We start from the raw sequence: 21,336 nt of genomic DNA, 5'->3' as shown, positions 1-21,336 counted from the left end.
CGTTGTGCCGTGCTGCTGCCGAGCGCAGCCCGAGTGAGGACTGTATGCCCTCGCGGATCACTCGTGCGGCGCCGTCCAGCGCCCGCTGGGTGTGCCGAATGACTGCCAGATCCACGCGACGGCGGTTTCGGCGGGCGGGCGGGGATCCATCGCGAGCCAGGCTTCGATGATGCCGAACGTTGCGCCGGTGATGCTTGCGCTTTCAATCTCCAAGGCGAGGTCGTCTCGGTGCTCCGCGCTGTGGCTCAGGATTCCCTCGCGCACAATCATTTTCAGTCGAGTTCGCATTCGTGAGGCAACGAGCGCCGAGCCGCGCGGCCCGAGCGCGCTCGAATAGACCTCTGAGTTCGAGTCGATGTGAGAGAGGTAGTTGGTGAGGGCGGGCGGGGGTTCGTCGCTTTCGGGATCGAGGTCGGCCAGTTGCACGCCCGCTTCATCCGCTGCTGCTTCGATAGCGAAGGCAAGCAATGTCTCTTTATCGGGGTAGTGCTGGTAGAAACTGCTGCGGTTTACGCCGGCACGTTCGGCGATATCGCCGACCGTCACTTCATCAAGAGGGCGCTCTTGAGTGAGGGCGAAGAGTGCCTCTTGCAGGCTTCGCCGGGTTCGTTCGACTCGAGCATCCATCCCTTGATTCTGACAGATTGTGGGCGCGAAGCCGTGAGTTTTCCGACAACTGTTGGAAAAGCGGTAATTCTGCGAATACCATGGTCACTGGCCCAACGACGTGCTCGTTCTACATTCCCAACGAGAGGTCTATTTCAGCATGGCTGAACTCCTTTACCGCCTTGGTCGATTCTCGGCCCGCCGCGTCTGGCTTGTCATCGTGAGCTGGCTCGCCGTATTGGGTTTGGCCGTGGGTGCCTTCGCCCTCTTCGGTGGCACCCTCACCTCATCGATGTCGATTCCGGGAACCGAGACAGACCGGGTCTCCGCGGAGCTCAGCGATCGAATCGGAGACGTGAGCGGTGCATCCGCGACAATCGTTTTCGCCTCCGAAAGTGGCGACGAGTTCACCGCCGAGCAGCGCGAGAAGATCACCGAAACTCTCGACGACCTCACCCCGCTCGACCACGTCAGCGGCGTTATTGATCCCTTCGAGACGGATGCTCAGCGCACCGAACAGGCGCAGGAACTCTCTGACGGCCGCGATCAGATTGTGGCAGGCAAGCAGCAGTTCGTTGACGGTCAGACGCAACTGGATGCGGCGAAGCAAGAACTTCAAGCCGGTCAAGCGCAACTCGATGCTGCCATCGAACAGGCAAAAGCAGCCGGTGTCTACGACGCATCGGTAGCGGAGTTTGAGGCTCAGCAGGCCAAAATCGATGCCGGCATGGCACAGATCGACGAGCAGCAAGCCACGATCGACGACAACGCTGCGACCATCGAAGAGAACGAGCAGAAGCTTGAATATGGCGAGCGCCTCATGGAGGCGGCGGCCAACATCACCACCATCTCGGATGATGGGGCGACGGCCTTGGGCCTCGTCACCTTCGACGTCGACCTTTTCGATGTGTCGGGAGACCTCAAGAGCACGATCGCATCGCAGCTCGAGAATGCCGATATCCCGGGTGTTCAGGTCGACTACTCTTCGGCGATCGCTAACTCCACCGATGGCCTTCTCGGCGTCGGTGAAATCATCGGTGTGATCTTGGCCGGGCTCGTCTTGCTCATCCTTTTCCGCGCATTCCTGCCCGCCGTGCTCCCCATCGTGTCGTCGGTCATCGGTGTCGGCATTGGTGTCGCCGGAGCGTTGGCCTTCTCCGATGTTGTGCAGATGACATCCGTCACCCCGATTCTTGGAGTGATGCTTGGCCTCGCGGTCGGAATTGACTACACGCTCTTCATCGTGCAACGCCACCGCAGGCAACTCGCTGCCGGTATGGATCTTCACGAATCAATCGGTCTCGCCAACGGAACCTCCGGCAACGCCGTGTTGTTTGCCGGCTCTACAGTGCTCGTCGCTTTGCTGGCGCTGAACGTCAGTGGAATCCCGTTCCTGGGAGTGATGGGAACAGTCGGCGCCGTCTGCGTGCTGATCTCAGTTCTGATCGCGGTGAGCCTCACCCCAGCGCTGCTGTCTCTTCTCGGCAAGCGAGTGTTGTCGCGTCGATCACGCGCCAAGATTGGCCACGAGTATCAGCAGCAGAAGCCACCGCGCCCGATGCGAACCGGTCGCGCGGTAGCGACTCTCGTGCTGACGGTGATCGGTCTTCTCATCATTGCGATTCCCGCGATGTCGATGCGCTTGGGGTTGCCAGACGGTTCCTCCGAGCCCGCAGACTCGACCCAATATCGTTCCTACAAGCTCGTCGCTGAAGAGTTTGGAGCCGGTCAAAACGGTGCACTCTTGGTCACCGCGAGTCTGCAGGATGCGGTTTCTGAAGATGATGTTCTCAAAACTCAGGCCGACCTCGCTGATCAGTTGATGGCGTTCGATGACGTGGTCGCAGTGGCGCCCGTGGGTGTTTCTGACGAGAACGACTTTTTCGCTTTCCAAGTGATCCCCACAGATGGCCCTTCGAGCGTCTCGACTGAAGCGCTCGTGCACAACCTGCGCGATAGCTCACCGATCGATGGAGACATCGCTCTCGGTGTCGCGGGTACCGCCAGCGGAAATATCGATATCTCAGAGAAGCTGGCATCGGTATTGCCCCTGTATCTTGCGGTAGTTGTGGGGCTATCTCTGCTAATTCTGATTCTCGTGTTCCGCTCGATACTTGTTCCGATCATCGCCACCGCGGGATACGTCCTGTCGCTCTTGGCGGCCTTCGGTGCCATCGTCGCCGTCTACCAGTGGGGATGGTTGGGGGCGATCTTCGGCATCACCGACCCTGGTCCCGTGCTGAACTTTGCGCCGATCATCATCATGGGTGTGCTCTTTGGCCTCGCGATGGACTACCAGTTGTTCCTCGTGTCAGGCATGCGAGAGGCGTACGTTCATGGCGTTCCTGCCAAGGCCGCCGTCATGAGCGGACTCCGCAGCGGGCGGGCAGTGGTGACTGCTGCAGCGATCATCATGATTGCCGTCTTCGGTGGCTTCGTGTTCTCCCACCTCGCGATGGTGCGGCCCATTGGGTTCGGTCTCGCAATCGGCGTGCTCTTCGACGCTTTCGTTGTGCGCATGTTGCTGATCCCCTCGCTCATGCACCTGCTCGGTGCATCCGCGTGGTGGTTGCCGAAGTGGCTTGACCGCATCATCCCGAGCGTCGATGTTGAAGGTGCCGCGCTTGAGCGCAGCCACCCCATGCACGCGCCCGAGACGGATGACGCACCCGGCGCGACCGCGACGCCGACAGGCACCGCGCACTAAGTCAGCGCAGAGTACCTCACCCACACTGCCCGGAGGGGTTCCGCCTTAAAGCGGGGTCTCTTCGGGCAGTAGTGCGTTCGGGCCCGCTCCCGGAGCGCCCGGCACACGGGATGCTGCCCTCACCGCCCCAATCGAGGCCGCAATAACGAGCACGATTCCGACACCCTGCACGAGAGTGATGCTCTGGCCGAGCACGAAGAATCCCGCGCCCGTCGCGATAGCGGGCGCCAACGCCATCAGCACCGAGAAAGCGGCAGCAGAGATGCGCCGCAAGGCAATGAGTTCGAGCGCATAAGGGATTGCTGAGGAACATACAGCCACCGCGAGCCCCCGCACCAGAATTGACGGCTCGAGCAGAGTGCTGCCCGCTTGCGCGATGCCGAAAGGGAGGCTGATGATCGCGCCGATTGCCATAGCGATGGCCAGACCATCCAGTCCAGCGAAAACCTGCCCAGTCTTGCGCGAGGCCAAAATATAGCCGGCCCACGACACTGCGGCGGCCAGCGCGAAGGCGACACCGACCGGGTCGAGAGCGCCGATGCTGCCGAGGCTCAGCAGGGCGACCCCCGCAAAAGCGAGCAGCGCCCACAGCCACGCACTCGCCCGCCGCGCCACAATCACAGACAGCACGAGAGGCCCAAGCACCTCGATCGTTACCGTTGCTCCCAGATCAACCCGCGAAAGAGCTTCGTAGAACAGGAGGTTCATTCCGCCGAGCGATATGCCGAACACCAATGCCATAAGCCAGGCGCGCTTCGAGATAGCGCGCAGATTGGGTCGCGCGATCGCGAGCAAAATCGCGGCCGAGAAAACGAGCCGCAACGACACCATTCCGCCAGGGCCGACTTCGGGGAACAACAGCACGGCAACCGAGGCACCCACGTCTTGAAAGATCAGACCAAAGACGACAAGCATTACGGCGCCGAGGGGAGTGCCCCTCAAGGGCGGGGGAGTCGACATAGTGCAACACTACGACCCCGGAAGCAGTGCTCCGCACGCGAACGCTGCGGGTGGGAGAATGGGGGAGTGATCATTCTTGCGGCGACACCCATCGGCAATCTGGGCGACGCCTCCCAGCGTCTCATCGAGGCCCTCACGAACGCTGAAGTGATTGCGAGCGAAGACACGCGAACGACCGTGCACCTCATGCGCGCTCTCGGCATCGACAATCGGCCACGACTGATCCCGCTGCACGAACACAACGAGTCAGAAAAGGCGAGCGAGATAGTCGAACTCGCCCGTGACGCCGATGTGCTTGTACTCAGCGACGCCGGGATGCCCGCCATCAGCGACCCCGGATTCCCCCTCGTCTCGGCAGCCGCCGCCGCCGGAGTAACCGTCACTGCCCTGCCTGGACCGAGCGCGGTTCTCACTGCCCTCGCCGTCTCTGGCCTGCCGACCGACCGCTTCAGCTTTGAAGGATTCCTTCCCCGTAAGGGACGCGTCGCCTACTTCCGTGGCCTCGCCCGCGAAGAACGCACGATGGTGTTCTTCGAAAGCCCCAATCGTCTGCCGGCGGCGCTCGCCGATTTGGCCACGGCCCTCGGTGATGATCGTCGCGCTGTCGTCTGCCGCGAGCTCACCAAAATGTACGAAGAAGTCGTCAGAGGCACGGCTGCTGAACTTGCCGCGAAATTCAAGGATGGCGCTCGGGGCGAGATCTGTCTCGTCGTCGAGGGTGCTGCCCCGGCGACCTCCGATCTGCCGACAGCCGTCACGTATGTGCTCTCGCTTGTTGCCGACGGGGCCCGTCTGAAAGAGGCGGCAACAGAAGTCGCTGAGCAAACCGGGCTGAGCAAGCGCGAGCTCTACGAAGCGGCACTGCAGGCCAAGAAGAATTAAACGACAAACGCCCGAGTCGCTTCCCGGTCTGCTTCGGATGAACGATGCAGGGATGCGACTCGGGCGAAAGCGCGAGCCAGTGGTGGAGGCTAGGCGGCGACGGGAACCTTAGCGGCTTCCGGAGCGACAGCAGTCTCGCTCTTGCGCACGAAGCGCTTGAGGGCGACCACGATCAGTGCCGTGACGACCATTCCCGCGACAATCGCGACCAGGAACATCGGGAACGGGTTGATCGCGAAGAACACGAACACTCCGCCGTGGGGTGCCTGCGATGTGACGCCGAACGCCATGATGAGCCCACCGGTGACAGCGCTACCGATCGCGCTGGCGGGGATGACGCGCAGCGGGTCAGCAGCAGCGAACGGAATGGCGCCTTCGGAGATAAACGAAGCGCCGAGCAGCCACGCGGCCTTGCCGTTTTCCTTCTCGACGGGCGAGAACAGGCGACGAGCGAGCACGGTGGAGGCGAGAGCCATCGCGAGTGGAGCAACCATTCCCGATGCCATGACAGCGGCCATGATCATCCACGGTCCCTGATTGTCGAGCGCACCGGCACCGAGGCCAGCAACGGCAAACGAGTAAGCAACCTTGTTGACAGGGCCACCGAGGTCGAAGCCCATCATGGCGCCCAGAATGAGGCCAAGAACGACAGCGGATGCACCGTTCAAGCCATTAAGGAAGTCGTTCAGTGCAACGGTGAGCGATGCGATCGGTCCGCCGAGGATCAGCACCATCAGGCCGGAAGCGAAGATCGATGCCAACAGCGGGATCACAACTACGGGCATGAGACCACGGAACCAGGACGGAGTCTTGCGCTGGGCGAGCCAGTGAGCGGCAACACCGGCGAGAAGTCCACCGACGATACCGCCAAGGAAGCCCGCACCCATGAGGCCAGCAACAGCGCCGGCAGTGAAACCGGGGGCGATGCCGGGACGGTCAGCAATCGCATAGGCGATGTAACCGGCAAGGGCAGGAACGAGGAACCCCATCGAGGCAGCACCGATCTTGAAGGCGGCAGCACCGAGGTAGGCGGCGACTCCGCCATCAGGTAGGTTCCACAGACTGTTCTGCGTGATGATGTCGCTCGCCGTGTCAGTGATGAGGTAGCCGCCGAGCAAGAATCCGAGCGCGATCAGCAGACCGCCACCGGCGACAAACGGAATCATGTAGCTCACACCCGTCAGCAGTGCGCGCTTGACGGTCTGGCCGAAGTGCTCATTATTGGTCGAGCCGGCGCTTTCGCTTGCTCCGCCAGCGGCAGCAACACGAGGAGCGCTGGGGTCGTTGGCGGCAGCCATAGCTTCGGCGATCATCTCGTCAGGAGCGTCGATGCCGCGCTTTACCGGCGACTGCACGAGCGCTTTGCCCGCGAAACGGCCCTTGTCGCGAACATCCACGTCAACAGCAAAGATGACGGCGGATGCTGCAGCAATGATGGCGGGGTCAAGTGGCGTTGCGCCTGACGAACCCTGAGTCTCGACGTGAACATCGATGCCGGCGCGTTCACCGGCAGCCACGAGGGAATCAGCGGCCATGTAGGTGTGGGCGATTCCGGTTGGGCAGGCGGTGACAGCGACGAGGCTGGGTCGTGCCGCTGATCCAGAGTCCGGAGCAGCATGCTTCGCGGCGCCTGCAGCGGCAGCGGGTGCTTCTTCGCTCTCTGGTGCGGTTGCCTGCTCGACAAGCGCCACAATCTCTTCACGAGTGCCTGCTGCGCGCAGGCTGTCGACGAACTCGGGGTTGACGAGTGAGCGGGCGAGAGCCGAGAGCAGAGTGAGATGTTCTTGGTCGGCGCCGGCGGGGGCGGCAATCAGGAAGATGAGGTCGGCGGGAGCATCCGTGGCACCAAAATCAACGGCAGGTTTGAGGCGCGCCATGACGAGAGTTGCATCGGTGACTGCCTCTGAGCGGCAGTGAGGAATCGCAATGCCGCCAGGAACGCCGGTATCGGTTTTCTGTTCGCGAGCCCACGCGTCATCGAAAAGGGACTCAGCGTTGGTAGCGCGACCCTGTTCGGCGACAAGATTCGTCAGCGCTCGGATTACCCCGGCGCGGTCGGTGCCGAGATCGGCATCCAACAACACGAGGTCGGGGGTGATGAGTTGCGTCATTGCTTTCTCCTTGTATGCAGCAGTGGTGGTGCTGAGGTTTATTTGGCGCCCGCTCTGCTGAGCACGTGAACGTCAGCAGAGTCGGGATGGGTCTGGTCGGGGGGTGGCATGGTGCTGCCGGGAAGGGATGCGGCAGCGGCTCCGTGAGCGACAGCTTGCGCCAGTCGCCCTTCCGGTGTTGCGCCGCGCTGATCGGCTAAGAGGTAGCCGGCGAGGGAAGCGTCTCCTGCGCCTACGGTGCTTTTGGCGGCGACGGGAGGCATTGTTGCTCGCCAAGTCTCATCTGCGGTCACGAGGAGTGCTCCGCGAGATCCGAGAGTGGCGAGTACGGCCCGGCATCCCTGCGAGACGAGGCTGAGCGCGGCGGCGGCCGCGGCATCCGGATCGTTCTCGAAGGTGTCGGGGAGTCCGGTGAGTTCGGCGAGTTCTTCCGCGTTGGGCTTGATGAGATCAACCACGACGCCGGACTGAACGAGCGCGTGCATGGGGGCGCCAGAGGAGTCAACGGCGATGCGGGGGAGCGGCCCATCGGTTGCCGCGCGAATCGCTTCAACGACCCGAACGTAGAAGTCGTCGCTCAATCCGGGAGGGAGGGACCCTGCCAAAACAACCCATTCGGCGCGACGCGCATGGGACACAACGAGCTCAATGAGCGCGGCGTCGTCGGCTGCGGTGAGCTGCGGGCCAGGTTCATTGATTTTGGTGGTCGTTCCATCGGGCTCGGTGAGCGAAATGTTGGAACGCACGCGGCCGGCAATGGGCAAGCCAGCGGTAGGAGTGTGTTCAGCGCGCAAAGCGACGAGCATCGGATCTGAGGCATCGCCAGGAAGAACAGCAACGGTGTCCAGGCCGGACGCGATCAGTGCCCGAGAGACGTTGACGCCTTTGCCGCCTGGCTGTTCGCTGCTCGAGAGTGAGCGCTGAACTTCGCCGCGGTCGAGAGCGGAATCGAGCTCGATAGTGCGGTCGAGACTGGGATTTGCGGTGACAGTGACAATCATGCGATCACCGTTTCTACATCGGCGTGCTCGAGGGCGAGTGTGAGCTCATCATCTGGGGAGTGATCGGTGATGATGGTGTCGACGTCAGAGAGTGAGGCGAAACTCATGAGAGCTTCGATGCCGAGCTTCGATGCATCGACGAGGGCGATGGCGCGTCGTGATCCCCGCGTGAGAGCGCTTTTGACCGCAGCTTCATCGGGGTCTGGCGTGCTGAATCCGAAGTCGGCGTGCACTCCGTTTGCTCCCAGGAATGAAATATCGGGGCGGATGCTGGCCAATTGGTCGAGGGTCGTCGCTCCGACAGCGACACCGGTGATTCCGCGAAGCCGACCGCCAATGACCTGAACATCGATGTGGGGATTTTCGCTCACGATCGCGGCGATGGAGATGGAGTGGGTGATGACGGTCAGAGTGCTCTCGGATGTCGCGGGAACCCAATTGACTAAGTGCTGGGCGAGCCGGCTCGTGGTGGTTCCGCCGTCGATGCTGATCGCGCCGGAGAAGTTGGAGGGAATGAGGGCTAGCGCGGCCTGCGCGATTCGCTCTTTGGCATCGGAGTTACGGTCGGTGCGCTGAGCGACACTCTCTTCGATGCGGCTGACCCGAGCCGCCGAGACTGCGCCGCCATGAACACGGCGCAGCACCCCCCTGGCCTCGAGTTGATCAAGGTCTCGGCGAACGGTTTCACTTGACACGTCAAACGTGCGAGCGAGGTCGATTACGGCAACGCGACCGGCGACAGCGAGTTTTCCCTCGATGTGCTGCTGCCGCTCTTCTGCATACATTCCGTAATCTCCTGTGATTGGTTAACGCACCCGAATGCGTTTCTGTGAGAATACGCCCGTTCTTGTGGGATTGCAATAGAAATAAAGAAAAAGCCACATAATCCCACATCTGACCTCGTGTCCGCGCGAGTGGAAGCGGTCGAAGTGGTGGATGCCCGACACCGCGCCTCCGCCGGGCGTAATGAATTGCCGCTGGCGAATAGAATGAACGCATGTCTGCTGGCGACTCCTTCTATATTGCGACGCCCATTTTCTATGTGAACGACGTTCCCCACATCGGGCACGCGTACACGGAGGTGGCCGCCGATGTTCTCGCGCGCTGGCACCGTCAGCGCGGAGAAGATGCCTGGCTGCTGACGGGAACCGATGAGCACGGCCAGAAAATTCTGCGCACCGCCGTGGCCAACAACACGACTCCGCAGGAGTGGGCCGACCGCCTCGTTGCCGACTCCTGGCAGCCACTGCTCGAAACAATCGACATCGCCAACGACGACTTCATCCGCACGACCGACGAGCGTCACGAGAAGGCTGTCGCCACGTTCTTGCAGCGCCTCTACGACGATGGCCACATCTACGCCGGCGAATACGAGGGTTACTACTGCGTCGGTTGCGAAGAGTACAAGCAGCTCGACGACCTCGTCACCGCTCCCGACGGCGAATACAAGGGCCAACTCGTGTGTGCGATCCACTCGCGCCCCGTCGAAATTCTCAAAGAGAAAAACTACTTCTTCCGCATGAGCGACTTCGGCCAGAAGCTGCTCGACCTTTACGAAAGCCAGCCCGACTTTGTGCAGCCCGCGAGCGTGCGCAACGAAATCGTGCAGTTCGTCAAGCAGGGTCTCGACGACCTCTCGATCTCGCGTTCCAGCTTCGACTGGGGTGTCAAGGTTCCCTGGGACGAAACCCACGTCGTGTACGTCTGGTTCGACGCTCTGCTCAACTACATCAGCGCCATCGGCTACGGCGTCGACGACGAACAATTCACCAAGCGCTGGCCTGCCGTTCAGCTTGTCGGAAAAGACATTGCTCGCTTCCACGCCGTCATCTGGCCCGCCATGCTCATGGCCGCAGGACTTCCCGTGCCGCGCGCCGTCTTCGGCCACGGCTGGTTGCTCGTCGGTGGCGAAAAAATGTCCAAGTCGAAACTGACCGGTATTGCTCCCAGCCAGATCACTGACACCTTCGGCTCTGACGCGTTCCGCTACTACTTCATGAGCGCCATCACCTTCGGTCAAGACGGCTCCTTTAGTTGGGAAGACCTGAGCGCGCGCTACCAATCAGAGCTGGCTAACGGCTTCGGCAACCTGGCTTCGCGCGTCATTGCGATGGTCAATAAGTACTTCGATGGCGAGATTCCGGCGTTCGGTGAGCTGACGGCATCCGACGAAGCGATTATTGCGACCCAGAAGCGCGCGACCGAGCAGTCGAACGCCTTCATCGATACGTTTGCGATCAACGAAGCACTCTCCGCGGTGTGGGAGCTCGTGGATGAACTCAACGGGTACATCACCGAGCAAGAGCCCTGGGCGCTGTCGAAAGACCCCGCCAACCGCGAGCGTCTCGGCACTGTGCTGGCCACGACCGTGAACGGTTTGGGCACGCTCGCCATTTTGCTTTCGCCGGTGCTGCCCAAGGCAACCGAGAAGCTGTGGCAAGCGATCGGTGGTTTCGGCGAACTGCGCGAGCAGCGCATCGATACTGCCCAGGACTGGTCGAACAGCGGTCGCGTGACCGCGCTCGAATCGTCGCTGTTCCCCCGCATCGAAGTGGATGCCGAGAGCGGCACGGCGTGACCGAACCGTTCATCAGGCAGCGTCACCGCAGCGCCGACGAGAAAGCCTCCGAGAAGCTGCAGTATCCGCCGCTGCCCGACCCTCTTGAGGGCGTTGTCTATGACAATCACACTCACCTCGAGATTGCTGACGGCGGGCCCGATAACCAACTCGACTTTCACGATCACCTGGCGCGGGCAGCCTCGGTGGGCGTTCGCGGCGTTGTGCAGGTCGGCACGGATGTCGCGACGAGCCGCTGGTCGGCCGAGCTCGCGGCCACCAACCCCCGTGTTCTCGCAGCGGTAGCAATTCACCCCAACGACGCTCCTGAGCTCGAAGCCGCAGGGGAGTTGGATGCGGCGCTCGCCGCGATCGACGAACTCGCCGCGCTTCCTCGAGTGCGCGCCGTCGGCGAAACCGGTCTCGACTTTTTTCGCACGGAAGACGAGGGCCGCCCCGCGCAGTTCCGTTCCTTCGAAGAGCACATTGCGATCGCCAAGCGGCACGGCCTTGCGCTGCAGATTCACGATCGCGACGCCCACGACGACGTCATTGAGACCCTGCTGCGGGTCGGGGCGCCGGAGCGCACCGTCTTCCATTGCTTCTCGGGTGATGCAGCGATGGCGCGCATTGCTGCCGATCACGGCTGGTACTTGTCGTTCGCTGGCACGGTCACGTTCAAGAATGCGGCCAATCTGCGCGAAGCTCTTTCGGTGATCGATCGCGACCACATTTTGGTCGAGACCGATGCGCCCTACCTCACGCCCCATCCGCTGCGAGGTCGACCGAATGCTCCGTACCTGATGCCGCACACGGTGCGTGCAATGGCGGCTCACTTGGAGATCGACGAACTCGAACTTTCGGCGCAGCTCGCCGCCACCACCGAGGCCGTTTATGGCTCGTGGGATACCGAACTTCCAGAGAATGCAGGCACTCGATGAGCACACTGCTCGGCCCAGCCGAAATCCGCGATCTCGCTGATCTGCTCGGCATTCAGCCCACCAAGAAGTTGGGCCAAAACTTTGTTATCGATCCCAACACGGTGCGCCGCATCGTGAAGGCAGCGCACGTCGTCTCGGGTGAAACGGTGGTCGAGGTTGGCCCAGGGTTGGGATCACTCACGCTCGGGTTGCTCGAGACCGGGGCATCCGTTGTCGCCGTCGAAATCGACAAACGGCTTGCTGCCCAGTTGCCGCTCACGGTGAGTCAGATGCAGCCGGATGCGCGCCTCACGGTCATCACCGAAGACGCGTTGCGCGTCACCGAGTTGCCCGACGACCCCCGTGTTTTCGTGGCGAACCTGCCCTACAACGTGTCGGTTCCCGTGCTGCTGCATTTCTTAGAGCACTTCGATTCGCTCGATCGCGGGCTCGTGATGGTGCAGGCGGAGGTCGGCAATCGTGTCGCGGCCGGCCCCGGCAGCAAGGTCTACGGTTCGCCGAGCATCAAGGCCGCTTGGTACGGAGAGTTCTCCACCGCAGGCCTCGTGAGTCGTCAAGTTTTCTGGCCCGTGCCCAACGTCGACTCGGTGCTTGTGCGCTTTGAGCGTCGCGAACAACCCGGCACGATTGACGAGCGCAAAGCAACGTTCGCCCTAGTGGATGCCGCCTTCCAGCAGCGTCGCAAAATGTTGCGTCAGTCGCTCTCGAGTCTGCTGGGCAGCTCAACGGCCGCCTCAGAGCGTCTCATTGCGGCGGGTGTCGCACCGACGGCTCGAGGCGAGGAGCTTACGGTGCACGATTTCCTTGCTATTGCGCGGGCGGCCTAGCTAAAATCCTGTCATCGCACTGCACGCGAATCCAGGGTGCGAGTTATTCAGAAGTGGGGCCACTGGCCCGAAGGGAGGGGAAGGTAATGACTGTTTCTGTCGAGTCTTCTTTCGACCCCCCACTCATTGAGGTCACTGCCTAATAGGTCTGCGGTGACCTCCGTTCTGGAGAACCACCTATGTCACTCAGTGACGACACTTTTTCGCAATCTGCTTTATCGTTCTCGTCGGCGACTCCTGGCGAAGATCAGCGTTGGTCAACCTGGCCATCGATCATTCCGTCGCTTCGAGGGCCACGCCCGTGGCCTTCCTGGCTCGTGACGTCCGCCGGCGCAATGGATACGGAGCTTGGCGTGCTCAAGTCGGGCAAAGAGGCCGACGTGTTTCTCATCGAGCGCGCTGTTCCCGATGCTGAATCTGTGTTGTTGGCGGCAAAGCGCTACCGCGGCACGGAGACGAGCGACTTCCATCGTTCGTCGCAGTACACCGAAGGGCGCCGCACTCGGCGCTCGCGTGACAGTCGCGCGTTGCAGAAAAAGTCTGCTTATGGCCGTGCGCTGTCAGCAGGTTTGTGGGCGTCTGCCGAATTCAGTGCGCTGAGCGAACTCCATTCGCGTGGTGCGCCGGTGCCGTATCCGGTGCAGGTTGATAACACTGAGTTGCTGATGGAATTCATTGGCGATGGTCGAGAAGCGGCACCTCGCCTAGCCACGGTGCGGGCGGATGCTGCGGAGCTTGCTGACCTGTGGCATCAAGTTGTTGAACTCATGCGTATTTTTGCGCGGGCCGGGTATGCGCATGGTGACCTCTCGCCGTATAACTTGCTCGTGCATCACGGTCGGGTTGTGGTCATTGATGTGCCACAGATTGTGGACATCGTCAGTAATCCGAGCGGTATTGAGTTGGTTGAGCGCGATTGCCGAAACGTGTGTTCATGGTTTCAGCGCCACGGTGTCGACTGCGACCCTGAGGAACTAGCGGGAGAGTTAATCGCCGAAGCGTTCGGAAGCTAACAATCTTGCCCCGGGTGCTGTGGGGCGTGAGCTCCCGGGGGTAGGTTGTTGTTATGTCGGAACAAACGAACAACATTCCCAGTGATCGCGATGTGCTCGACGGCACCGGGAGGCACCCAGACGAATGGTTCGCCTTTCTCGATATGGCTGGCGCAAGCAAATGGCAGCGCTCGCAGATCATTGACTGGTTTGGCGCCAACGCGAGTGAAGTGAGCACGGAATGGGCCGAGTCAGTGACGACGCGTTATGCCACTGCGCGTGGGTTGAGTATTTCCGAGTAGTTTCCGCACCGTAAATTGATTCTCAACTCTCCCGGCTAGAGCGAGCTGGCTGCGATTGAGCGCACAGAACGGTCCGTGACACAAGGTAAGTTTGGTTCATGACTACCGTCCCGGCAGCCTCCTCAATGGTTCACACCCGTGCCCCAGGCAAGATCAATGTCTTCCTCAAAGTGGGCTCGCTCCTTGACGATGGTTACCACGACGTTGCAATCGCCTATCAGGCGGTGTCTCTCTATGAAGATGTTCGCGCTTTCCACGCCGACGACTTCTCGGTTTCTGTTTCAGGAACAGTCAATCTTTCTCGAGTGCCCACCGATGGCTCGAACATCGCGATCAAAGCCGCTCGACTACTCGCTCGCCGCACTGGCTACCGTGGCGGCGTGCGTTTGGAAATCGATAAGCATGTCCCGGTTACGGGAGGCATGGGCGGTGGTTCTGCGGATGCCGCAGCAACGCTCCTTGCCTGTGACGCCCTGTGGGGCACGGCACTCTCTCGCGAAGAAATGATCTCCCTGGCTGCGGAACTTGGCGCCGACGTGCCGTTCTCTCTTACCGGGGGAACAGCCATAGGAACGGGTCGTGGCGACCAACTCAGCCCGGCTCTCGCCAAGGGTCAGTTTCAGTGGGTGTTGGCGCTCGCCGACTTCGGGCTCTCAACTCCGGAGGTCTACGAAGAGCTCGACCGCCACCGCCAGCGTCATTCTCAAGACATCTTTCCCGCCCAAGTGGCACCCATTGTTGAGGCGGATGTGTTGCAGGCGTTGCGTGCCGGCGACCCGCACATGTTGGCAGAGTGCCTGCACAATGACCTTCAAGCTCCCGCACTCAAGATGGAGCCGTCTCTGGCTTCGGTCATCGAACTTGGCGAAAAGAATGGTGCACTTGCCGGCGTCATTTCGGGTTCTGGCCCCACCGTCGCCTTCCTCACTGCTGACCTTGATTCGGCGTTAGAACTACAAATTGCGTTAAGCGCAGCCCAAATGACAGTCGTGCGGGCAACAGGTCCCGTGCACGGAGCGCGAATCATCACCGACTAACCCGGCTAGGCTTGCCCGAATGGCACACCTTCTTGGCGCTGAGTCCCTTCATCTTGAATTTCCGACCCGCGTAATCTTCGACAATGTCACGATCGGCCTCGACGAGGGCGACCGTATCGGCATCGTCGGCCGCAACGGTGACGGCAAAACCACCCTCATGCGGATGCTCTCGGGCAAGCTCGACCCCGACGAGGGGCGGGTTACGCGCCGCAATGGCGTGACCCTCGGCATGCTCGATCAGGCAGATGAGCTCGATGGCACCAAAACGGTGCACGAGACCGTCATCGGCGATATTGATGAGCACGTGTGGGCGGGCGACCCCAAGGTTCGCGACGTTATTGCGGGCCTTGCTGCTGACATCCCCTGGGAGGCCAAAGTCGGCGACCTCTCTGGTGGTCAGCGTCGTCGTATTGCTCTCGCTGCTCTCCTCATCGGTGACTGGGATGTCATCTTCTTGGATGAGCCAACTAACCACCTCGACGTTGAAGGTATTTCTTGGCTTGCTGGCCACCTCAAGCGTCGTTGGGGCACGAACGCCGGCGGGCTGTTGGTCGTCACTCACGACCGGTGGTTCCTCGACGAGATTTGTACCGCAACGTGGGAGGTCCACGATCGACTGATCGAACCTTTCGAGGGCGGGTACGCTGCCTACATTCTTCAGCGCGTTGAACGCGACCGGATGGCGGCGGCTTCCGAATCAAAGCGCCAGAACCTCATGCGCAAGGAGCTTGCGTGGTTGCGCCGCGGTGCCCCAGCGCGCACGACGAAACCCAAGTTCCGTATTGATGCGGCAAACGATTTGATCGAGAACGAGCCGCCAGCACGGGACAGTGTTTCACTGTCGTCGATGGCGATGCAGCGACTGGGCAAAGACGTTGTAGACCTCGAAGGGGTCACCGTCACGTATCCCGTCATTGATCCGACAACGGGCGTTGCCGGCGAGAAGACAGTGCTGAATGACATCACGTGGCGCATTGCGCCAGGCGAACGCACCGGAATCCTCGGTGTAAACGGTGCCGGAAAATCGACCCTGTTGTCGCTCGTTGCCGGCAGCCTGAACCCGACGAGTGGTCGCGTGAAGCGCGGAAAGACCATCAAGGTCGCCACCCTCACCCAGCAGCTCGCTGAACTCGAAGACATCTGGAATGAGCGCGTCAGCACCGTCATCGGTCGTCACAAGAGCACCTATGTCACTGGTGGCAAAGAGATGACGCCGACGCAGATGCTCGAGCGCGTTGGTTTCACCAGCACCCAGCTCTCGACGCCGGTGAAGGATCTTTCGGGAGGCCAGAAGCGTCGACTACAATTGTTGCTTATTCTGCTCTCTGAGCCGAACGTTCTGATTCTGGATGAGCCAACTAACGACCTCGACACTGACATGCTTGCCGCGATCGAAGACCTTCTCGACACGTTCCCGGGAACCCTGCTGGTGGTGAGTCACGACCGGTACCTCATCGAGCGTGTAACCGACCAGCAGTATGCGGTCATGGAGGGCGGCTTCCGTCACCTTCCGCGTGGTGTTGATCAGTATCTCGAATTGCGTCACCAGCAGCTCAAGGATTCCTCGGGCAACGCCGCGGGTGCTGCCGCCGGCGCTCCGGACGCCACCGCTGCGAAAGCGAAGCCCAAGCTGGGCGGCGCCGAGTTGCGCAACTCGCAAAAAGAGCACGCTGCTGCCAGCCGCAAGATCACGAAGCTGCAGGGGCAGATCGCTGAACTTCACCAGCGGATGGCCGCCCACGACCAGTCAGATTTTGCGGGACTCGGCGCGCTCGTTGGCGAACAGCAGGCCCTCCAAGAGGCACTCGACACGGTTGAAATGCGCTGGCTGGAGCTCGAAGAACTCCTCGCGTAGCAACTACACCGCGGTTGTCGGCAAAGCGACGCTGAGCCGAAACCCATCCGGATGATTTTCGGCGTTCACGCCGCCGCCGTGAGCTTCGACGATGCCGCGCACGATTGCGAGCCCAAGCCCGGCACCGGGGGAGCCACCGCTGTGCTGTTCTGGGGTGCGGGCTTCGGTAGCGCGCCATCCGATCTCGAACATGTGGCTGAGGTCTTCGCTGGCAACGCCGCTGCCCTGATCGAGCACCGAAAGCACGAGGCTGGTGTCGTCGCGCTGGTCGGCGCTCACCAGAATCTGCGAATCGGCGGGTGAGTAGCGAATGCTGTTGGTGAGCAGGTTCACGACAACGCGAGTGAGCTCATGGGGGTCGGCCCAGAGCATCCGACCTTCGACCCCGGCATGGCTGATCTGGATGCCACGGGCCGCAGCCAGTTGGCTCACGTCGGCGACAGCATCCGACACAATATCGAGCAGCTCGATGTTCTCGGGGCGCAGCTTGAGGGTGCCGCTCTGGATGAGCGAGAGCTCGAAGAGATCATCGACGAGGCGGTTCATCGTGCCAACTTGGGCTCGAATCTGGCGCAGGTAGTCGCTCGGATCGTCGACGGTTCCCGCATCGAGGGCTTCAGCGAGCGCGCTGATGCCGGTGAGGGGTGTGCGGAGGTCGTGGGAGATCCACGCGAAAAACTGGCGGCGAGAGGCATCGAGCCTCGCAATCTCGTCGCGGGCGGCAGCGAGACGTTCGGATGCTTCAGAGAGTTGGGTTGATACCTCGGCGACTTCCTTCCACGTGCCCGAATCGGCGGCTACGACATCCCCGGCACCCACTCGGGCCACGGAATCTCGCAGCGCCGCAAAGGCTCGGTGAACAGCACGGCCGCTGACTAACGCAGCGACGAGACTCATCAGCGCGGAAATTGCGACCACGCCGAGAACAACTTGCAGGTCGTGGGTGGAGAAATGCATTTGGGCGGTGATGACAACTGTCGAGACGGCGATCGACAGAATCGCGGCAATCACCACAATGGTGAACTGGAACGCGATCGTGCGGCGTCGATTGAGGCGAAGCACGATCATCGCGGCCACCATCACCATGGCGGTGCAGGCGGCAGCGGTGGCAAGAATCTGGAGCAGTTCGTTGGCGTTGAGGATCATGCCGCATCCTTCACAGTGAAGCGATAGCCCTGACCCCACTCGGTGAGGAGGTAGCGGGGAAAACGCGGTTCGGGTTCAATTTTTTCGCGCAGGCGACGCACATGCACGGTGACGGTCGAGGCTTCGCCGAAACTCCAACCCCACACCTCACGCAGAATGTCGTCGCGGCTGAGAACCCGATCGGGGTTCTGGAGCAAAAAGAGAAACAGCTCGTATTCGCGGGTAGTCAACGTCATCTCTTTGCCATCGAGCAGAATCTTGCGATGGGCGGGGTCTACCCGAAACTGGCTCAGGGTGAACATCTCGGAGGTGACGTGCGAGCTTCGGCTTCGGCGCACCATCGCATCGATTCGCAGCTGCAACTCACGAAGTGAGAAGGGTTTGGCGATGTAGTCATCTGCGCCGTGTTCCAGACCATCGATGCGTTCTTCAACAGCATCGAGAGCGGTCAGCATGATGATCGGCAGTTGCGGTGATGCCGCTCGCGCTTGGCGACAGAGTTCATCGCCGCCGACGCCTGGCAGCATCCGGTCGAGAATGAGCACGTCAGGAAGGGGACCACGCAGTGCGTCGCGCGCCTGGATTCCATCGCTAATGCCGGTGACGGAATATCCGCGCCCGCGCAGGTATTCGGAGACAACGGAGAGCACGGTGGCATCGTCTTCCACGATGGTCACGTTCGCCTTGTTCTCCATGACCCCAGCCTAATCCGGGCGGTCATGGCGTAACCGGTTTCAATTCTTACGCTCGTGAAATATTCGCCATAGAGGCGAATGCCGGTGCCTAAGTTCGTAGTCGTCAGCGAGTGTCACGCCCGCCGGCATCCTCCACGCACCATCGAACTTAGGAACTCTCCCATGAGAAAAACAGCACTCACCGCATCCGCAATTTTGGCTCTCTCGCTCATGCTCAGCGCTTGTAGCGGTGCAGCAACCGACACGTCAAGCAGTGAACCTGCAGCCCCTGAGGCTTCGCAGTCGCAGACTGATGAGGTAACCCGCACCGGCACCTTTGAGGGTGCTGGAGACAAGTCAGTGGCTGGCACGGTCACCGTCAGCGACTCCGAGATCGTTCTCTCGGGTTACTCCTCCGATGAGGGCCCCGACCTGCACGTGTACTTGACCAACGGTTCCGATGAGGATGCCGTTGCAGCGGGCATGCTGATCGACTCGGTTGTCTTCGACGAAGCCAGCCAGACCTTCACGCTTGATGGCGTGGATGTTGCCGGTTACGACACTGTCGTCATCTACTGCGACAAGGTCAAGGCAATCTTCGGTTCCGCTTCACTCTCATGATGAACCGTGCGCTTTCCCTCGTCGCTTCCGTCATCACGGGAGCGGCGAGGGTTGGCCTCGGCATCCTGTGGCTGAATGAAGGATTGTTCAAGCTGAAGGCAGGATTTGGCGGGGCCGACATCGGACTCGTTGTGGACAGCACTGTCTCCAACAATCGCGTGCCCGACTACTTCGAGGCATTCACCACCACGTTCCTCGGCGGGGCCCCCGACTTCTTTGGCTGGGCCATCCCGGCTCTCGAAGTTGGACTCGGCATCGCTCTCATCCTCGGTGTGCTGACGTTGCCAGCCGCACTCATGAGTGCGTTCACGCTCCTGACCTACTGGCTTGCCGATCAACTCATCGAGGAGTATCCGATCATGCTCGCCCTGTCGGTAATCACCGCAGTGTTCGTGGTCAGTGCTTCACGGATTTCTGTCACCACGATCGTTGAGAAACTCGTGCTGCGAAAGAACCCAGAATCGCGCTGGTTCGTGGCTCCCGTGCGGCGTTGGCTCTAGCTGTTCGACGCTGGCTCTAGCCGTTCGACGCTGGCTCTAGCCGAGCGCCGCCACACCAGCGGCGCGCGCAATCTCCACCGCACCAAGCGACAGCAGCGCGATGACCGCCCACGAGATAAGGGCGACGCCGAGGGCACGACCGCCAGTGCGAATGAGATTGCCGAGGCTGATCGAGGCGCCAAGCCCAAAGAGAGCCATGCCCAGTACGAGTTCTTGACCGTAGGCAGCTACCTCAAGAAAGCCATCAGGCAACGGCACGAACGTGCGCACAAGCACGGCAGCGAGAAAGCCGACGACAAAGAGGGGGAGAATCGCAGGCCGCTTCGCCCGAGCAAGTTGCGCGGCAGAGTCGATAGACGCTGAGTCAGCAGCAGTGACGTTGCCCGCAATGGCCGCCCGGCGGTCGCTGCGGGCAACAACAACCCCCGCAAGAGCAACCATCGGGGCGAGCATCGCAACCCGCGTGAGCTTCACAACTACGGCAACGGCAAGTGCAGTTGCCCCCGCAATCTGAGCCGTCGCGACAACCTGACCGACATCGTGAACACTCGCGCCAACCCACATCCCGAACTCGGCAGTATCGAGACCGAGAAGGGGGCGAAGAGCAGGCAGGAGTGCGATAGCGAGAGTGCCGCAGAGGGTGACAAGCGCGATCGGAGTCGCAGTGTCGGAGTCTTTCGCGCGCGTCATACCCGCCATCGCGCCAATCGCCGAAGCGCCACAGATGGAAAAGCCAGCAGCAATCAGCATCGGCTGCTGACCGGGGAGGCCCAGCATCCGCCCCAATCCCCACGTGAAGAAAAACGTGATGATGACGATTGCGACAATCATGCCGAGAACCAACCAGCCCAACTCGGCAATGTTCACGAGGCTCAGCTTGAAACCCAACAACACCACACCGATACGCAACAAACGACGGGCAGCAATTGCGAGGCCCGGCTTCACCTCAGAACGCACCGCAGTGCGCCACGGCAGCGCGCTAAACAGGATGCCCAACACAACACACGCGGTCAGCGTCGGGATCGCTGGCACCAAAAAACTGATCAGCAGAGCAAGACCAAAAGCACCAAGTGCAAGACCGAGACCGGGAGAGATTCGCCGGAACGCAGTCTGCTCTTGCGGGCTATTCACCGTCGAGGCTCAACTTTCTGAGCAGCGAGCTCAATCGTTCCTGTTCGAGTGGAGACATACGAGATAGCAACTTAGTTTCATCGTGCACGAGAGAAGTGATGGCCTCATCAACGCGCTCACGACCACTCGCCGTCATCAGCACAATGACGCCACGACCATCGTTGGGGTCAGTGCGGCGCTCCACGAGGCCTCGCGCCACCATCCGGTCGATGCGATTCGTCATCGTTCCACTCGACACCATCGTTTGTTGCACTAGCGCGGTCGGGCTCAACTGATACGGTGCTCCCGCCTTGCGCAACGCCGACAGCACATCGAATTCCCACGGCTCAACACCGGCAACAGCGAACGCCGCCCTGCGGGCTCGCTCCAGATGTTTCGCGAGACGACCAACCCGGCTCAAAACATGCAGAGGCGCAAAGTCGAGGTCGGGGCGCTCACGCGACCACGCTTCGACAATTCGGTCGACTTCGTCGCGTTGGGGCATCC

The 21,336-nt window shown here is 61.2% G+C and carries 20 protein-coding genes; 11 read left to right on the top strand and 9 right to left on the bottom strand.

Annotation, left to right across the window (positions count from 1 at the left end; all coding sequences use genetic code 11):
- Nucleotides 1-57 precede the first annotated feature (57 nt).
- Nucleotides 58-627, bottom strand: a complete 570-nt coding sequence (locus tag ACOH1Z_RS12215) for a TetR/AcrR family transcriptional regulator (RefSeq protein WP_449648766.1) — start codon at nt 625-627, stop codon at nt 58-60.
- 139 nt (nt 628-766) lie between these two features.
- Here ACOH1Z_RS12215 and ACOH1Z_RS12210 point away from each other — a divergent pair, with 139 nt between their 5' ends.
- Nucleotides 767-3,313 (top strand): MMPL family transporter, encoded by a 2,547-nt coding sequence (locus ACOH1Z_RS12210; protein WP_449648765.1) that lies wholly within the window; start codon nt 767-769, stop codon nt 3,311-3,313.
- Nucleotides 3,314-3,358: 45 nt separating this feature from the next.
- Here the strand turns inward: ACOH1Z_RS12210 and ACOH1Z_RS12205 are convergent, their stop codons facing one another.
- Nucleotides 3,359-4,228, bottom strand: a complete 870-nt coding sequence (locus ACOH1Z_RS12205) for an EamA family transporter (protein ID WP_449648789.1) — start codon at nt 4,226-4,228, stop codon at nt 3,359-3,361.
- Nucleotides 4,229-4,339: 111 nt separating this feature from the next.
- On the opposite strand from ACOH1Z_RS12205, the gene rsmI reads away from it, so the two are divergent.
- The gene (rsmI, locus tag ACOH1Z_RS12200) at nt 4,340-5,155 is read left to right on the top strand and encodes a 16S rRNA (cytidine(1402)-2'-O)-methyltransferase (RefSeq protein WP_449648764.1); all 816 of its coding nucleotides are present in this window, start codon (nt 4,340-4,342) and stop codon (nt 5,153-5,155) included.
- 89 nt (nt 5,156-5,244) lie between these two features.
- Here the strand turns inward: rsmI and ACOH1Z_RS12195 are convergent, their stop codons facing one another.
- From ACOH1Z_RS12195 to ACOH1Z_RS12185, 3 genes are read right to left on the bottom strand one after another with little or no spacing between them, the layout of a single operon-like run.
- Entirely contained in the window at nt 5,245-7,266 is a 2,022-nt protein-coding gene (locus ACOH1Z_RS12195) for a PTS fructose transporter subunit IIABC (RefSeq protein WP_449648763.1), read from the bottom strand.
- Nucleotides 7,267-7,304: 38 nt separating this feature from the next.
- Nucleotides 7,305-8,267 (bottom strand): 1-phosphofructokinase family hexose kinase, encoded by a 963-nt coding sequence (locus ACOH1Z_RS12190; protein ID WP_449648762.1) that lies wholly within the window; start codon nt 8,265-8,267, stop codon nt 7,305-7,307.
- The gene (locus ACOH1Z_RS12185; protein WP_449648761.1) at nt 8,264-9,052 is read right to left on the bottom strand and encodes a DeoR/GlpR family DNA-binding transcription regulator; all 789 of its coding nucleotides are present in this window, start codon (nt 9,050-9,052) and stop codon (nt 8,264-8,266) included. Before ACOH1Z_RS12185 ends, ACOH1Z_RS12190 begins: the two co-directional genes overlap by 4 nt.
- Before the next feature lie 212 nt (nt 9,053-9,264).
- Here ACOH1Z_RS12185 and metG point away from each other — a divergent pair, with 212 nt between their 5' ends.
- The 7 genes from metG to ACOH1Z_RS12150 all read left to right on the top strand — a co-directional run bounded on the left by metG (nt 9,265) and on the right by ACOH1Z_RS12150 (nt 16,778).
- Nucleotides 9,265-10,845: a methionine--tRNA ligase gene (metG, locus tag ACOH1Z_RS12180; RefSeq protein ID WP_449648760.1), complete on the top strand. Its 1,581-nt coding sequence runs from the start codon at nt 9,265-9,267 to the stop codon at nt 10,843-10,845.
- Entirely contained in the window at nt 10,842-11,765 is a 924-nt protein-coding gene (locus tag ACOH1Z_RS12175) for a TatD family hydrolase (RefSeq protein ID WP_449648759.1), read from the top strand. Before metG ends, ACOH1Z_RS12175 begins: the two co-directional genes overlap by 4 nt.
- The gene (gene rsmA / locus ACOH1Z_RS12170) at nt 11,762-12,592 is read left to right on the top strand and encodes a 16S rRNA (adenine(1518)-N(6)/adenine(1519)-N(6))-dimethyltransferase RsmA (protein WP_449648758.1); all 831 of its coding nucleotides are present in this window, start codon (nt 11,762-11,764) and stop codon (nt 12,590-12,592) included. The genes ACOH1Z_RS12175 and rsmA overlap by 4 nt, the downstream gene beginning before the upstream one ends.
- A gap of 179 nt (nt 12,593-12,771) precedes the next feature.
- A complete protein-coding gene (locus ACOH1Z_RS12165) occupies nt 12,772-13,605 on the top strand; it encodes a serine protein kinase RIO (RefSeq protein WP_449648757.1) in 834 nt (277 codons plus the stop codon).
- 53 nt (nt 13,606-13,658) lie between these two features.
- Nucleotides 13,659-13,886, top strand: a complete 228-nt coding sequence (locus ACOH1Z_RS12160) for a 4-diphosphocytidyl-2C-methyl-D-erythritol kinase (RefSeq protein WP_449648756.1) — start codon at nt 13,659-13,661, stop codon at nt 13,884-13,886.
- A gap of 98 nt (nt 13,887-13,984) precedes the next feature.
- Nucleotides 13,985-14,923, top strand: a complete 939-nt coding sequence (locus tag ACOH1Z_RS12155; RefSeq protein WP_449648755.1) for a 4-(cytidine 5'-diphospho)-2-C-methyl-D-erythritol kinase — start codon at nt 13,985-13,987, stop codon at nt 14,921-14,923.
- Between the two features lie 19 nt (nt 14,924-14,942).
- On the top strand, nt 14,943-16,778 hold the full coding sequence (locus ACOH1Z_RS12150; RefSeq protein WP_449648754.1) for an ABC-F family ATP-binding cassette domain-containing protein: 1,836 nt from the start codon (nt 14,943-14,945) through the stop codon (nt 16,776-16,778).
- Between the two features lie 3 nt (nt 16,779-16,781).
- Here the strand turns inward: ACOH1Z_RS12150 and ACOH1Z_RS12145 are convergent, their stop codons facing one another.
- Together ACOH1Z_RS12145 and ACOH1Z_RS12140 are read right to left on the bottom strand one after the other, a co-directional pair.
- On the bottom strand, nt 16,782-17,924 hold the full coding sequence (locus tag ACOH1Z_RS12145) for a sensor histidine kinase (RefSeq protein WP_449648753.1): 1,143 nt from the start codon (nt 17,922-17,924) through the stop codon (nt 16,782-16,784).
- Nucleotides 17,921-18,619, bottom strand: a complete 699-nt coding sequence (locus tag ACOH1Z_RS12140; RefSeq protein ID WP_449648752.1) for a response regulator transcription factor — start codon at nt 18,617-18,619, stop codon at nt 17,921-17,923. The genes ACOH1Z_RS12145 and ACOH1Z_RS12140 overlap by 4 nt, the downstream gene beginning before the upstream one ends.
- 162 nt (nt 18,620-18,781) lie before the next feature.
- Between ACOH1Z_RS12140 and ACOH1Z_RS12135 the strand changes: the two genes are divergently transcribed.
- Nucleotides 18,782-19,219 (top strand): DM13 domain-containing protein, encoded by a 438-nt coding sequence (locus tag ACOH1Z_RS12135; protein WP_449648751.1) that lies wholly within the window; start codon nt 18,782-18,784, stop codon nt 19,217-19,219.
- The gene (locus tag ACOH1Z_RS12130; RefSeq protein ID WP_449648750.1) at nt 19,219-19,719 is read left to right on the top strand and encodes a DoxX family protein; all 501 of its coding nucleotides are present in this window, start codon (nt 19,219-19,221) and stop codon (nt 19,717-19,719) included. Before ACOH1Z_RS12135 ends, ACOH1Z_RS12130 begins: the two co-directional genes overlap by 1 nt.
- A gap of 36 nt (nt 19,720-19,755) precedes the next feature.
- Here the strand turns inward: ACOH1Z_RS12130 and ACOH1Z_RS12125 are convergent, their stop codons facing one another.
- A complete protein-coding gene (locus tag ACOH1Z_RS12125; protein WP_449648749.1) occupies nt 19,756-20,850 on the bottom strand; it encodes a YeiH family protein in 1,095 nt (364 codons plus the stop codon).
- Nucleotides 20,843-21,334: a MarR family winged helix-turn-helix transcriptional regulator gene (locus tag ACOH1Z_RS12120; RefSeq protein ID WP_449648748.1), complete on the bottom strand. Its 492-nt coding sequence runs from the start codon at nt 21,332-21,334 to the stop codon at nt 20,843-20,845. Before ACOH1Z_RS12120 ends, ACOH1Z_RS12125 begins: the two co-directional genes overlap by 8 nt.
- Between the last annotated feature and the right edge of the window lie 2 nt (nt 21,335-21,336).

Source organism: Rhodoglobus sp., from assembly GCF_053580035.1.
Note: the sequence above shows the minus strand (reverse complement) of the source record. Positions and strands in the feature narration are given on the sequence as shown.

Excerpts from the sequence above, each read along its gene's own strand:
- ACOH1Z_RS12195 (WP_449648763.1), bottom strand. The coding sequence starts at position 7,266 with ATGACGCAACTCATCACCCCCGACCTCGTGTTGTTGGATGCCGATCTC.
- ACOH1Z_RS12165 (WP_449648757.1), top strand. The coding sequence starts at position 12,772 with ATGTCACTCAGTGACGACACTTTTTCGCAATCTGCTTTATCGTTCTCG.
- ACOH1Z_RS12145 (WP_449648753.1), bottom strand. The coding sequence starts at position 17,924 with ATGATCCTCAACGCCAACGAACTGCTCCAGATTCTTGCCACCGCTGCC.
- ACOH1Z_RS12210 (WP_449648765.1), top strand. The coding sequence starts at position 767 with ATGGCTGAACTCCTTTACCGCCTTGGTCGATTCTCGGCCCGCCGCGTC.
- ACOH1Z_RS12150 (WP_449648754.1), top strand. The coding sequence starts at position 14,943 with ATGGCACACCTTCTTGGCGCTGAGTCCCTTCATCTTGAATTTCCGACC.
- ACOH1Z_RS12215 (WP_449648766.1), bottom strand. The coding sequence starts at position 627 with ATGGATGCTCGAGTCGAACGAACCCGGCGAAGCCTGCAAGAGGCACTC.
- rsmA (WP_449648758.1), top strand. The coding sequence starts at position 11,762 with ATGAGCACACTGCTCGGCCCAGCCGAAATCCGCGATCTCGCTGATCTG.
- ACOH1Z_RS12140 (WP_449648752.1), bottom strand. The coding sequence starts at position 18,619 with ATGGAGAACAAGGCGAACGTGACCATCGTGGAAGACGATGCCACCGTG.
- ACOH1Z_RS12155 (WP_449648755.1), top strand. The coding sequence starts at position 13,985 with ATGACTACCGTCCCGGCAGCCTCCTCAATGGTTCACACCCGTGCCCCA.
- ACOH1Z_RS12130 (WP_449648750.1), top strand. The coding sequence starts at position 19,219 with ATGAACCGTGCGCTTTCCCTCGTCGCTTCCGTCATCACGGGAGCGGCG.
- ACOH1Z_RS12120 (WP_449648748.1), bottom strand. The coding sequence starts at position 21,334 with ATGCCCCAACGCGACGAAGTCGACCGAATTGTCGAAGCGTGGTCGCGT.
- ACOH1Z_RS12185 (WP_449648761.1), bottom strand. The coding sequence starts at position 9,052 with ATGTATGCAGAAGAGCGGCAGCAGCACATCGAGGGAAAACTCGCTGTC.
- ACOH1Z_RS12205 (WP_449648789.1), bottom strand. The coding sequence starts at position 4,228 with ATGCTTGTCGTCTTTGGTCTGATCTTTCAAGACGTGGGTGCCTCGGTT.
- ACOH1Z_RS12160 (WP_449648756.1), top strand. The coding sequence starts at position 13,659 with ATGTCGGAACAAACGAACAACATTCCCAGTGATCGCGATGTGCTCGAC.
- ACOH1Z_RS12135 (WP_449648751.1), top strand. The coding sequence starts at position 18,782 with ATGAGAAAAACAGCACTCACCGCATCCGCAATTTTGGCTCTCTCGCTC.
- ACOH1Z_RS12190 (WP_449648762.1), bottom strand. The coding sequence starts at position 8,267 with ATGATTGTCACTGTCACCGCAAATCCCAGTCTCGACCGCACTATCGAG.
- metG (WP_449648760.1), top strand. The coding sequence starts at position 9,265 with ATGTCTGCTGGCGACTCCTTCTATATTGCGACGCCCATTTTCTATGTG.